Consider the following 12,822-nt stretch of genomic DNA (forward strand, 5'->3'; position numbering starts at 1 on the left):
GCAAGGGGTTTTTGCTTTTCCGCAGCGATAATGCCCAGCTCTGGCGCGGCTGCGCGGCTCGATGACATGGTCGTGTCGACAGCGATAACGCCCAGCGCCGGAGCGCCTGCATGGCTTGATGCCATGGTCGTGTCCACGTCGGTAATGCCCAGCGCCGGCGTGGCTGCGTTGGCTCGATGCCAAGGTCGTGTCCACGGCGATAATGCCCAGCACCGGAACGCCCGCGTGGCTCGATGCCCAGGTCGTGACGGGGCAGCTTGATCTGGCTGACATTCCCATGACCAATCCACCAATCCACCATTTCGGAACCAGTTCGCCGGACGGTCTTCGGTGGATGCCGTTGCCGAAATGGGGCGCCTCGACTGTCCCAATGCGCTGGGTGATCGAACAGCGTTATCGCCCGCGCATGGCCTCGCGCGACTGACGTATCAGGACGCTGGACCACCCGCAGACGCCAAGGTGCCGTCTCACTTAGATATGCCAACCGCGCCAGTCATCACACGCGCGTCCTCGCAACGAGCATGACAACCGATAGACAGTGACGTCGTTGAGGCGGGGCGCCTTCACACGCGCGTGCCGCGCGTCGTCGCAACGAGTACGACAACCAATGAGCGATACGTGCGCCGTTGAAGCGTGCGCCTTCACACGCCCCGTGCCGCGCGTCATCGCAACGAGCACGACAACCAATGGGCGATGCGCACGCCATCGAGGCGGGAGCCTTCCGGCGTGTCGCTGCCAAGCATCGTCACGATCACGGGACGCCGTTTGTGCACAAGCACGCGCATCACCATGTTATGCCCCGATTCGTTAATGAAGCCGGTCTTCTGGACGCTTGCATCCACTTTCCCGTAGCGCACCAGACGGTTCGTATTGACGTACTGCAACTGTCCCTTGCCCGTATTCACCCGTTGCTGATGATCAATCGAATAGCGACGGATCAGCGGATACGCGTTCGACGCCCGTACCAGACGCGCCAGTTCGCGCGCCGTCGATACATTGTTCGGTGATAGCCCGGTCGAGTTCGCGAAACGCGTGTTGGGCATGTTCAAGGCGCGTGCCTTGCGATTCATGGCGGAGATGAAGGCTGGACGTCCACCCGGATAGTCGCGGCTCAATGCGGCAGCAGCACGGTTTTCCGACGCCATCAACGAGATGTGGAGCATGTCGGCGCGCGAAAGCGTCGAGCCTACCGCCAGACGTGAATGGCTGAACTTGAGCGTATCGAGATCCGCATTCGTGACCGTGAGGGGGGCACGCATGGCCGGTCCACTATCGAGCCAGACGACTGCCGTCATCAGCTTCGACAGCGAGGCGATCGGGCGCACTTGATTGGCGTTGAGGGAGAAGAGCGGCGTTTTGGTATTCTCGTCGACAATATAAACGGCGCGCGAGAAAAGCCGCTTGCGTGATGCCGGCGTGAAGCCGCACCGTGCGAGCAGGCGTGGTTTGGCAGCAGTGTGCACGCGCGCGGTCGCGTTCGTTACCGCGCCAGCAGTGCGCACCGCTCCCGCTGCTCTCGACACTTTCGGCGTCGCATGCTGCCGCGTAGCATTAGCCCGATGCTTCACCGTCGTCTGCGCCCGACGCGCAGGTTTCGCCGCTTTACGGCCTGCATGGGTCTTTGCCCGATGATGTGCCGATCGATGGTGCGGCGCACGCGCAGCCGTTGCTTTCCGACGCGCGGGCTTCGACGTCGTCTTTGCTGCCATCTTTTTGTGCTTCGCCGGTTGGAGGTGGCGCTTGCCATGACCCGAATGATGGCTGGTCACCGCGAGCGCATCGCTGACTGGCATCCCGGCAACGAGCAGCGTCAAGCCAAAGAGCGCCAGGCGAGCGAGCGCGACGATGCGTGGCGTCAGACGAGGGAACCGGGAGAGACGAGGGCGGCGAGGGAGGCGACGAAGACGAGGCAACGACGAGCTAAACAATGGGTACCACAGGGCAGACATCTTCACGCGGTTCCATAGTCAGAAGATACGGTCGACATGTGCACACAACAAGGCAACTCGCGGCAGCAGCCACCGCACGCGATGCAGGCGAAATACACGGGAAACCTGTTGGACGTTACGCGCGCGAGGAGTTCCTGAGCGTTCAAACGACGCATTACAAAATGTTACAAATGTCTAACTCTCGGGGTACGAAGACGCTGCGACACACACGTTCGCAGACGGCATCCATAAAAAATGGGGCCGCGCGCGCGGCCCCATCAATTCCTTCGATCCCAATGTCGTTTGGATCACACGCCCTCAATCAATAACCGAGCGCGAGTCCCGTGTTGCGACGCGGATCGTTCGCGCCATAGTAGCGGTTCTTCCCGATCGGTTTGCCGCCCAGCGACGGCGCGCCCACGAGAATGGCGGCGACGTGGTTCGCCGGTTGCGGGCCGGCAAACTTCTGACCCCAACTTTCGAGGATTTTCTGCGTGTCGGGGCTCAGGGCGAACCGCTCGATGTTGGTCGCCTCCGGCATCCACTGCTGGTGGAAGCGCGGGGCGTCCACGGCTTCTTGCAGATTCATGCCGTAGTCGATGACGTTGAGCATCGTGAGCAGGGTGGCCGTGATGATGCGGCTACCGCCCGGCGTGCCAACGACCATGACCGGCTTGCCATCCTTCGTGACGATGGTCGGGCTCATCGACGACAGCGGACGACGACCCGGGCCGATGGCGTTCGCTTCGCCCTGGATCAGGCCATACAGGTTCGGCACGCCCACCTTGGCGGTGAAGTCGTCCATTTCGTCGTTGAGCATGACGCCCGTGCCGTTGGCCATCACCTTTGCGCCGAACCAGTCGTTGAGCGTGTAGGTGACCGACACCGCGTTGCCGTCGCGATCGATGATCGAGTAGTGCGTGGTGTTGCTGCCTTCATGCGGCGCCACCCCCGGCTTGATCTCCTGTGAGATACCCGCCTTCTGCGGGTTGATGGCCGCGCGAATCTTGGCCGCGTATTGCTTGTCGAGCAGGTGGGCAATCGGGTTCTTCACGAAATCGGGATCGCCCAGATAGCTGTTGCGGTCGACGTACGCGTGGCGCATCGCCTCGATGGTGTAATGCACCCCCTGCGCCGAGTGATACCCCAGCTCGGTCATCGGGTAGCCTTCGAGGATATTCATGATCTCGCAGATCACCACGCCGCCCGAGCTGGGCGGCGGGGCAGAGACCACGTGATAGCCGCGATAGTCGCACTCGACCGGCGCCAGTTCGCGCGTCTTGTACTGATCGAGATCGGCCTGGGTGATGATGCCGCCCCCCGCCTTCATCGACGCCACCAGCTTGTTGGCGACCTCTCCCTTGTAGAAACCGTCGGTACCCTTCGCGCTGATCAGCTTCAACGTACGTGCAAGATCCTTCTGCACAAGGCGTTCGCCTGGCTGGAACGGCTGGCCCTTGTTCAGGAAGATGGCGCCCGAATTGGCGCGGTCGCTCTCGAAATTCTTGGTCGCCGTCCAAAGCATGTCGACGTCGCCCTGATCGAGCACGAAGCCCTTTTCCGCCAGCGTGACGGCGGGCGCGATCAGTTGCGCACGAGTCTTGGTGCCATACTTTTCACGGGCGTATTCCATGCCCGACACGGAGCCGGGTACGCCCACTGCCTGATAGCCCGTGGTCGAGGCACCCTTGATGACGTTGCCGTCTTTGTCGAGATACATGTTAGCCGTCGCGGCCAGCGGGGCCTTCTCGCGGAAATCGAGGAAGGTCTTGCGGCCGTCCGCAAGCTGGATCGTCATGAAACCGCCGCCGCCGAGATTCCCGGCTGCCGGATATACCACGGCGAGCGCATATCCCACGGCCACGGCCGCGTCGACGGCATTGCCACCGGCCTTGAGCACGTCCACGCCGACTTTCGACGCCAGGTGCTGGGCGGTGACCACCATGCCGTTCTCGGCACCGACCGGTGCCTGCGAGGCCGCGTGAACGTTGAACAACGCACAGCTCAGCGCTGTCGCCAAAAACGCTTTGGATAAGGTTGGATTTTTCATCGTCTTTAAATGTTCTTGTTTGAGCGAGATAGGGGGAAATTTCAACTTCGCTGGCGACGGACGCACGACCAGCAGCTCGCCCGCGCGGCGCACCTGAGGCTGGCACGGTTGCGGGGCGACGTCTCCGCTGCCTTGGTTTCGGCATGCGTAACAGTTCCGTCGACCATGGAACGTTAACGCATATCGGCTAATTAGGGAATGATGTCTCACACGTCCGCGTGACGGGCCACATTGCGAGATCGAGTGGCTCTGGACATTCCGCGGAAGTGCCCGCTTGTCATTGCCGACAAGCGCTTGTTGCTATATGGGGTCAGATGTGGATGGGCGGTCGCTGCGGGAATCGAGGCAGATCGGCAGGCGGAACCGGTTGAAACGATGAGGTTCCGCCTGGCAGCTGTTGCGCTGTCACCACGTTGTCGTGAACGCGATTTCGGAAGGATGCGACACGAGACCGCGTCGCGGCCGCAGGGCCTTCGACTAGCCGCCCTTACGGAGTTCGAGTCGGATGACGAACCCGCCGGCCACGGCCGACATGATCGCCAGCGCGTACCACGTCAGCAGATAGCTCATATGGTTGTTCGGGAACTGCACCACGGTGAGCCCGCCCACGGGGTAGTCGAGTGCCGGTGCCCGGCCGGTGACGGCTTCAGCATCGCCGCTGACGAGCGCGCGGCTTGCATCTGCGCCCGGCTTGCCGTCGGCATCGACGAAGAAGGGCGCCACGTCGGCGCTCGTTAGTCCGCGCGCGGTCGCAATGGCCGCGACGTCGCGCGAGTACCAGAGGTTCTCCGACGGCGCATTCTTGCGAAGGAATCCGCCGCCCGGCTCGGGCATGCGCAGCAGACCGGTGACGGTGACCTCACCCGCCGGGACGGCCGGCACGGATTCCTTCCAGCCCGGCGGAACAAAGCCGCGGTTGATCAGCACTTCGCCGCCATCTGCTGTGCGCAACGGCGTGAGCACCCAGAACCCGCCGCCCAGATCGGTGACGGCTTGCACGAGCGTGTCCTTGTCGAACTGGTACGTGCCGCTGAGCGAGACGTGGCGATACTCATCCGCGGCCGCGTTGACCGAGGCCCACTGGCCACGCAAGGGCGCCGGGGTGGGCGGCGCATGCACGCGCGAATTCACACGCTCGATCAGATCGAGCTTCCAGGCGCGGCGATGAAGCTGCCAGGTCCCGAGCGAGACGAAGACGCTGACCAGCACCAACGTGATAACGCCAAGGATGATCAGTCGAAGGGGAGACGGGCGGGCGGGCGCGCCGGAAGTGCGCGGGGGACGCTGTGCGCCCCCCGAGTCATGAAGTCGATTGCTGCTCAAGGGAAGTGCCGTTCAAGGGAGGTTTTTCGTATCCTGCATCATACCCGCCATCATGTTCTGGTTCAGGTGATACATCACCCATAGCGAACCCGACAGCGTGATCACGACCAGCACGATCGTGAAAATCAACGACAACAGGTTCCAGCCGCCTTCGGAGCGCCCGTTCATGTGCAGGAAGTAGATCATATGCACGACGATCTGAATGGCGCCCAGGAACAGGATCATGATCGCGGTGGTACTCGATTTCTCGAATACACCGCCCATCACGAACCAGAAGGGAATGGCGGTGAGAATGACCGACAGGATGAAGCCGGTCGCATACCCGCGCAGGGTGCTGTGCGGTCCTTCGTCGCCATGGTCGTGATCGTGATCGTGGCCGTGCCCGTCGGCATTGTGCAGGGTCGAGTCGTGGGTGCTCACGGCAGCACTCCCATCAGATAGACAAACGTGAAGACGCCGATCCACACCACGTCGAGAAAGTGCCAGAACATTGACAGGCACATGAGCCGGCGGCGGTTGGGCGCGGTGAGGCCATGCTTGCCGACCTGCACCATCAGGGTGATGAGCCAGACGATGCCGAACGTGACGTGCAGCCCGTGGGTGCTCACCAGCGTGAAGAACGAAGACAGGAACGCGCTGCGCCAGGGCCCCGCTCCCTCGTGAATGAGGTTCGCGAACTCGTAGAGTTCCAGCGAGAGAAACGCCGCACCGAGAACGCCGGTGACCGCGAGCCAGACGAGCACCGCGCCCTGGCGTCGCCGCTGCATCTCGATCATCGCAAAGCCATAGGTGATCGACGAGAGCAGCAGGAAGGTCGTATTCACCGCCACGAGCGGCAGTTCGAACAACTCCGCACCGGTCGGCCCGCCTGCGTAGTTGCGCCCGAGTACGCCATACGCCGCAAACAGGCAGGCGAAGACGAGACAGTCGCTCATCAGGTAGACCCAGAAGCCGAGCAGCGTCCCGTTGGGCGGGTGGTAGTCGCTCGTCATCATGAACTTCAACTCGCCGTCGTGCGGCGCGCTGGGCGTGTGGGCCCCGAGCGGGGCGCCACCGGCCGGGAAGGGTGCCGTCGTATCAGACATGCTGCGCGAGCAGGCGCGTGCGCGCTGCCTCCGTTTGTTCGACCTGATCGGCCGGGATGTAGTACTCGCGGTGGTAGTTGAACGTGTGGCCGATGGCGGTCGCCAGCAGCGCCACGAACGCCACGATCACCACCAGCCACATGTGCCAGATGAGCCCGAAGCCGCATACCGTCGCAAGCCCCGCGAGGATGATGCCCGCGCCCGTGTTCTTCGGCATGTGGATCGGAATGAAGTCGTGCTCCGGACGCTTGAAGCCGTGCTGCTTCATCTGCCACCAGGCGTCGTTGTCGTGAATGATCGGCGTGAAGGCGAAGTTGTAGGCCGGCGGGGGGGACGACGTCGACCATTCCAGTGTGCGGCCATTCCACGGGTCGCCCGTGTCGTCGCGCAGTTGCTCGCGGCGGATGAAGCTCACGACGAGCTGGACGATGAAGCATCCAATGCCGATGGCGATGAGCAGTGCCCCCACGGCGGCGATCTGGAACCAGATTTGCAGCGACATGTCGTCGAAGTGGCTCACGCGACGGGTCACGCCCATCAGGCCCAGCAGGTACAGCGGCATGAAGGCGACGTAGAAGCCGATGAACCAGAACCAGAACGAGCACTTGCCCCAGAACGGATCGAGCCGGTAGCCGAAGGCCTTGGGGAACCAGTAGGTGATTGCCGCCATGACCCCGAAGATCACGCCGCCGATGATCACGTTGTGGAAGTGAGCGATCAGGAACAGGCCGTTATGCAGCGAGAAGTCGGCCGGCGGCACGGCGAGCAGCACGCCGGTCATGCCGCCGATGACGAACGTCACCATGAAGCCGACCGTCCACAGCATCGGCACTTCGAAGTGGATGCGCCCGCGATACATGGTGAACAGCCAGTTGAAAATCTTCGCGCCGGTCGGTATCGAGATGATCATCGTCGTGATGCCGAAAAACGAGTTCACACTCGCGCCGGAGCCCATCGTGAAGAAATGGTGCAGCCACACGAGGTACGACAGCACCGTAATCACGACCGTCGCATAGACCATCGACGCATAGCCGAACAAGCGCTTGCCGGAGAAGGTGGCGACCACCTCGGAGAACACGCCGAACACGGGCAGCACGAGAATGTAGACCTCGGGGTGGCCCCAGATCCAGATCAGGTTCACGTACATCATGGCGTTGCCGCCGAGATCGTTCGTGAAGAAGTTGGTGCCGGCGTAGCGATCCAGCGCCAGCAGGGCGAGCACGGCAGTCAGCACCGGGAAGGCAGCCACGATCAGCACATTCGTGCACAGCGATGTCCATGTGAAGACCGGCATGCGCATCATCGTCATGCCGGGGGCGCGCATCTTCACGATGGTCACGAGCAGATTGATCCCCGAGAGCAGGGTGCCGATCCCGGCGATCTGCAGTGCCCAGATGTAGTAATCGACCCCGACGTTAGGGCTCTGCAGGATGCCCGATAACGGCGGATAAGCCAGCCACCCAGTGCCTGCGAATTCGCCGACGAAGAGCGAAAGCATTACGAGCATGGCCCCGCTCGTCGTCATCCAGAAGCTGAAGTTGTTGAGGAACGGGAACGCCACGTCGCGCGCGCCGATCTGCAGCGGCACCACGAAGTTCATGAGGCCAGTCACCAGCGGCATTGCCACGAAGAAGATCATGATCACGCCGTGCGCGGTGAAGATCTGATCGTAGTGGTGCGGCGGCAGATACCCCATGTTGTCGCCAAACGAGATCGCCTGCTGCATGCGCATCATCGCGGCGTCGGCAAAGCCGCGCAGCAGCATGACGATGCCCAGGATCACATACATGATGCCGATCTTCTTGTGATCGATGCTCGTGAACCACTCGCGCCACAAATACCCCCACAGCTTGAAGTAGGTGATGGCGCCCAGTACGACGATGCCTCCGAACGCTACCCCGGCAAAGGTCGCAACGAGAATCGGTTCGTGGTACGGGATCGCCTCGAGCGTGAGGCGGCCGAAGATCAACTTGACGATGTCCATAAGCTCGAGCCTGGGATCAATCGCGCACAAGGCGCATCATTGTCGACGGTTGGGCGCGGTATGCGTCACTGCGTAAGTCTCTCGCCGGGGGCGTGCCGAGTGTCGGACGCGAACTGCACGGTGTTTTGCGCCGTGCACATCGCGTCGGCGAGCAACGACTCGGACGTGCCTGTGCGCGCCCGGCTGGCGCGCGGATGATTGGGCTGATCCATCATGTCCTTCAGACAGGTCTGCCCGGGTTGCACGCAGCGGTTCAGAATCGCGTCATAAAGATTGGGCGCCACATCGCCGTAGTAGTGGACGGGCACCCATTCGCTCGGCTGGGAGAGGGCCTCGTACTTGTCGCGCGTGAGGTTGTCGCCGCGCGCCTTGACCTGTTTGACCCACGCGTCGAAACCGTCTGCCGACAGTCCGTGAAATTTGAAGCGCATGCCCGAGAAGCCCGCGCCGCTGAAGTTCGCCGAGAAGCCGTCATAGATCCCGGGCTTGTTGATGACCGCATGCAGCTTCGTTTCCATGCCCGGCATCGCGTAGATCTGTCCGGCCAGGGCGGGCACGAAGAACGAATTCATCATCGTCGTCGATGTGATTTCGAATCGGATCGGCCGATCGACGGGGGCGGCCAGTTCGTTGACGGTCGCAATGCCCAGATCGGGATAGAAGAACAACCACTTCCAGTCCATGGCGACCACTTGCACCGTGAGGGGGCGCGTGTCGGGGGGGATCTCGCGTTTGGCGTCGATGCGCTCAAGCGGCCGGTAGGGGTCCAGCTTGTGCGTGCTGACCCAGGTGAGCGCGCCCAACGCGATGATGATCAGCAGCGGCGCGGCCCAGATCAGCAGTTCGAGCAGCGTCGAGTGATCCCATTCGGGCGTGTAAATGGCACGCTTGTTCGACGCTCGGTAACGCCATGCGAAGACCAGTGTCAGCACGATCACCGGAACGATGATCAGCAACATCAGGACAGTGGAAATGATGATGATGTCCCGCTGCCTTACCGCAAGATCGCCCGAGGGCGACATCAATACGGTATTGCAACCGGACAGCAACGCGGTGGCGGGGAGCAAAAATACCCCGCGAAGGCACTTGGGGGAAGTCATGCTGCGATCGATGGAACCGTAGCCGTAGACCGGGTTCATCATGGACTCCCCTCCATGATGCGGCAATTTAGGGTAAACCCTATGGCGTCGATTCGCGATACCTGCGATGCTCTTCTGGCACGAGTGTCATGGTCATCCCGATCCGCAAGGGGGTCCGATAATGTCAAGCAGTGCTCATCAATCGCCGACGCCGCCCGGCGTGACTGCCGCATCGACAGCGCACGATCACGGGAGCAAGTCGCGCATTGCGCCCGAGGAAATCGCGGTCGGCGTGGTGGTCGGACGCACCTCCGAGTACTTCGACTTCTTCGTGTTCGGCATTGCCGCCGTCCTCGTCTTCCCCCATGTTTTCTTCCCGTTCGCTGACAGCCTGCATGGCTTGTTGTACGCGTTCGCGATCTTCTCGCTCGCGTTTATTTCGCGCCCGTTCGGTACCGCGCTGTTCATGAACGCGCAGCGCCGCTGGGGGCGCAGCGTCAAGCTCACCGCCGCGCTGTTCGTGCTCGGCACGGCGACAGCCGGCATGGCGTTCCTGCCGGGCTATGCGGTACTGGGGGACCGCGCCATCTGGCTGCTCGCGTTCTTCCGGCTCGTGCAGGGCATCGGCTTCGGCGGTTCGTGGGATGGGCTGCCGTCGCTGCTCGCGATGAACGCCCCACCTCAGCGGCGCGGCTGGTATTCGATGATGGGGCAACTGGGCGCGCCGATCGGTTTCATCATCGCGGCCTCGCTGTTCCTGTTCCTGCACTCGAGCCTTGAGTCCGACGACTTCCTAACGTGGGGGTGGCGTTATCCGTTCTATGTGGCGTTCGCCGTGAACGTGGTCGCGCTGTTTGCCCGGCTGCGTCTGGTGGTGACGCACGAATATACGGAGATGCTCGAAGAGGGCCAACTGGAGCCGATCAGCACGCGCGAGATGGTGCGCTCGCAGGGATACAACATCTTTCTCGGCGCCTTCGCCGCACTCGCAAGCTATGCGCTCTTTCACCTGGTGACGGTGTTCCCGCTGTCGTGGATCGCGCTGAAAAACAGCCAGGATCTGAACAATGTGCTGATCGTGCAACTGTGCGGCGCGGCGATCGCCATCGTGTGCACGGTCATTTCCGGGCGCATTGCCGACCGCATCGGCCGACGCACCACGCTGGGCCTCTTCGCCATCTTTATCGGCATATTCGCACTCTTCGCGCCGTTCCTGATGGGCGGCGGCTCGACGCAGCAAGACATTTTCATCCTGGTCGGCTTCGCCCTGCTCGGATTGTCGTACGGGCAGGCGGCGGGCACGGTGACGTCGAACTTCGAGCAACGCTTCCGTTACACCGGGGCGGCGCTGACGACCGACTTCGCGTGGCTGTTCGGCGCGGCCTTCGCACCGCTCGTGGCACTGGGATTGTCGTCCGAGTTCGGGCTGATCGCAGTGAGCGCCTATCTGCTCTCCGGTACTGTCTGCACGCTGCTGGCACTGCGCATCAACAAGGCCTTCGAGACGCGCGATTGATCGCATGCGCGGCAACCGGCTTCTCATTTTCGGTCACGGCGCGACAGTGTTCGCGCCGTTTTTCCCTCGTCGCAGCATCCACTCACACGTCGTGCAACATGCCGGCGATGGCGGCCGTGATGTCGTGCGTGCGTGAGTCATGCTCACGATGAATCATGCCGACCGTGCGCAGCAAGGGCGGCTCGGCAATCGGCACGATGCGCAACAACGGGTCGGACTGCCAATCGCCGCGATGCAGTTGCGGCAGCACCGATACGCCGACGTTCTTGCGCACGAGCGCGACGATCGTCTCGATGGAGTTCAGCTCCAGGTATTCGGTCACGCCGAGCTTCGCCGCGCGTAACGCCTGCTCCACCACCATGCCGGTGCGAACGCGCCGGTCGAAGCGCAAAAACGCGTGCTCGTCCAGAATGCGCTGCGGGTCGGGTTCGGTGACGTCGCGATTCACGACCATGACCATCGGCTCGGTATAGAGGGGCGTCCACACCAGGCCGTCGACGCGCGCATCGTCGGCGCGCGCGACCACGGCGGCGATGTCGACCTCGCCCTGCTCGACGAGATCGGTCAGTTCGTCCGAGCGCGCCGACGTGAGCCGCACATCGAGCCGTGGGTGCGCGGTCTTGAGTTCCGCGACAGCCATCGACAGTGCGCCAATGACCGACACCACGGCGCCGATGGTGACCGGGCCCTGCATGGTGCCGGCGGAGGTGGCGCTCAGCTCGGCGGTGAGCGCCAGGATCTGCTCGACGCGCGGAAACAAGTCGCGTCCCTGACGCGTGAGCGTGATCTGCCGGCCGCGCCGATCGAACAGCCGCTGACCGACGGCATCTTCGAGACCGCGCATTTGCAGGCTGACGGCCGCCTGCGTCAGGGCGGCACGCTCGGCGGCCGCCGCAAACGAGCCGGTTTGTGCCACCAGCCGGAACGTCTTCAACATGCGCAACGTAAGCATCGAGAGGTTAAAAATAATTTACGTTTGAAAAAGAAATATTAATATTTCTTTTGCGTGCGTGGAAGACATAATCGTGTCACGCACATCCCTCGCGACCGACTTTCCGGAACCGGGGCAAGACGATTGATGACCCCTACAACGCGCCCATGACCATGCCCGCAGACGCTGGGCCGGTGCTTGATGTCACCGGACTGTCGCTGAAGTTTTCCAAAGCGCCCGACTCGCCGAATCTGATCGATGGCGTCTCGTTTGCCGTGTATCCCGGCAAGACGCTGTGCATCGTCGGCGAATCGGGATGCGGCAAGAGCGTGACGTCGCTCGCCCTCATGGGGTTGTTGCCGAGTCCGCCCGCCAATGTCGTGGCGGGGCGCGCGATGTTCGAAGGTCGGGATCTGCTGACGTTGGGGGAGCGCGACTTTGCCGACCTGCGCGGCAATCGTCTCGCGATGATCTTCCAGGAGCCGATGACCTCGCTGAACCCGTCGTTCACCATCGGTCATCAGATCGAGGAGGGCATTCGGCGCCATCGCGGTCTGGATCGCCGCGCCGCGCGCGCCGAGGCGCTCGAAATGCTCAAGCGGGTGCGCATCCCCGCACCGGAGACACGGCTCGACAACTATCCGCACGAACTGTCCGGCGGCATGCGTCAGCGCGTAATGATTGCGATGGCGCTTGCCAACCGGCCCGCGCTGCTGATTGCCGACGAACCGACCACCGCGCTCGACGTGACGATTCAGGCGCAGGTACTCACGCTCATTCAAACCTTGCAGCGCGAAACCGGCACCGCCGTCGTGCTCATCACGCACGACCTGGGCGTGGTCGCCGAAGTCGCCGACGATGTCGCGGTGATGTACGCGGGGCGAATCGTCGAATACGGCTCGGGGGACGAGATCTTCGATGATCCG

At 62.6% G+C, this 12,822-nt stretch carries 11 protein-coding genes; 3 read left to right on the forward strand and 8 right to left on the reverse strand.

Annotated elements, in window-relative coordinates; translation table 11 throughout:
* The first annotated feature begins 202 nt into the window (after positions 1-202).
* Positions 203-424, forward strand: a complete 222-nt coding sequence (locus A985_RS0109625) for a hypothetical protein (RefSeq protein WP_017233197.1) — start codon at positions 203-205, stop codon at positions 422-424.
* A 238-nt stretch (positions 425-662) separates the two neighbouring features.
* Here A985_RS0109625 and A985_RS24915 read toward each other — a convergent pair whose 3' ends face one another.
* The 7 genes from A985_RS24915 to cyoA all read right to left on the reverse strand — a co-directional run bounded on the left by A985_RS24915 (position 663) and on the right by cyoA (position 9,470).
* Positions 663-1,463 (reverse strand): serine hydrolase, encoded by an 801-nt coding sequence (locus A985_RS24915; RefSeq protein WP_315973449.1) that lies wholly within the window; start codon positions 1,461-1,463, stop codon positions 663-665.
* A 787-nt stretch (positions 1,464-2,250) separates the two neighbouring features.
* On the reverse strand, positions 2,251-3,873 hold the full coding sequence (gene ggt, locus A985_RS0109635) for a gamma-glutamyltransferase (RefSeq protein ID WP_232424580.1): 1,623 nt from the start codon (positions 3,871-3,873) through the stop codon (positions 2,251-2,253).
* 582 nt (positions 3,874-4,455) lie between these two features.
* On the reverse strand, positions 4,456-5,301 hold the full coding sequence (locus tag A985_RS24920) for an SURF1 family protein (protein ID WP_369751564.1): 846 nt from the start codon (positions 5,299-5,301) through the stop codon (positions 4,456-4,458).
* Between the two features lie 12 nt (positions 5,302-5,313).
* Complete coding sequence (gene cyoD, locus A985_RS0109645) at positions 5,314-5,721, reverse strand: cytochrome o ubiquinol oxidase subunit IV (protein WP_017233201.1); 408 nt, start codon at positions 5,719-5,721, stop codon at positions 5,314-5,316.
* Positions 5,718-6,386: a cytochrome o ubiquinol oxidase subunit III gene (gene cyoC, locus A985_RS0109650; protein WP_017233202.1), complete on the reverse strand. Its 669-nt coding sequence runs from the start codon at positions 6,384-6,386 to the stop codon at positions 5,718-5,720. Before cyoC ends, cyoD begins: the two co-directional genes overlap by 4 nt.
* Positions 6,379-8,370 carry a cytochrome o ubiquinol oxidase subunit I gene (cyoB, locus tag A985_RS0109655; RefSeq protein ID WP_017233203.1) on the reverse strand — a complete coding sequence of 664 codons (1,992 nt, stop codon included), beginning with the start codon at positions 8,368-8,370 and terminating at the stop codon, positions 6,379-6,381. The genes cyoC and cyoB overlap by 8 nt, the downstream gene beginning before the upstream one ends.
* Before the next feature lie 65 nt (positions 8,371-8,435).
* On the reverse strand, positions 8,436-9,470 hold the full coding sequence (gene cyoA / locus A985_RS24925; protein ID WP_051060118.1) for a ubiquinol oxidase subunit II: 1,035 nt from the start codon (positions 9,468-9,470) through the stop codon (positions 8,436-8,438).
* A 160-nt stretch (positions 9,471-9,630) separates the two neighbouring features.
* Between cyoA and A985_RS0109665 the strand changes: the two genes are divergently transcribed.
* A complete protein-coding gene (locus A985_RS0109665; protein ID WP_026131810.1) occupies positions 9,631-10,965 on the forward strand; it encodes an MFS transporter in 1,335 nt (444 codons plus the stop codon).
* Between the two features lie 82 nt (positions 10,966-11,047).
* On the opposite strand, the gene A985_RS0109670 is transcribed toward A985_RS0109665, so the two are convergent.
* Positions 11,048-11,917, reverse strand: a complete 870-nt coding sequence (locus A985_RS0109670) for a LysR substrate-binding domain-containing protein (RefSeq protein ID WP_017233206.1) — start codon at positions 11,915-11,917, stop codon at positions 11,048-11,050.
* Between the two features lie 152 nt (positions 11,918-12,069).
* Between A985_RS0109670 and A985_RS24930 the strand changes: the two genes are divergently transcribed.
* A partial coding sequence (locus A985_RS24930) for an ABC transporter ATP-binding protein (RefSeq protein WP_369751565.1) occupies positions 12,070-12,822 on the forward strand: 753 nt, incomplete at its 3' end.

Origin of the sequence: Pandoraea sp. B-6 (assembly GCF_000282835.1) — a bacterium.
GTDB classification, from domain to species: Bacteria; Pseudomonadota; Gammaproteobacteria; order Burkholderiales; family Burkholderiaceae; genus Pandoraea; species Pandoraea cepalis.

Excerpts from the sequence above, each read along its gene's own strand:
- A985_RS0109625 (WP_017233197.1), top strand. The coding sequence starts at position 203 with ATGCCCAGCACCGGAACGCCCGCGTGGCTCGATGCCCAGGTCGTGACG.
- ggt (WP_232424580.1), bottom strand. The coding sequence starts at position 3,873 with ATGGTGGTCACCGCCCAGCACCTGGCGTCGAAAGTCGGCGTGGACGTG.
- cyoC (WP_017233202.1), bottom strand. The coding sequence starts at position 6,386 with ATGTCTGATACGACGGCACCCTTCCCGGCCGGTGGCGCCCCGCTCGGG.
- cyoB (WP_017233203.1), bottom strand. The coding sequence starts at position 8,370 with ATGGACATCGTCAAGTTGATCTTCGGCCGCCTCACGCTCGAGGCGATC.
- cyoA (WP_051060118.1), bottom strand. The coding sequence starts at position 9,470 with ATGACTTCCCCCAAGTGCCTTCGCGGGGTATTTTTGCTCCCCGCCACC.
- A985_RS0109665 (WP_026131810.1), top strand. The coding sequence starts at position 9,631 with ATGTCAAGCAGTGCTCATCAATCGCCGACGCCGCCCGGCGTGACTGCC.
- A985_RS0109670 (WP_017233206.1), bottom strand. The coding sequence starts at position 11,917 with ATGCTTACGTTGCGCATGTTGAAGACGTTCCGGCTGGTGGCACAAACC.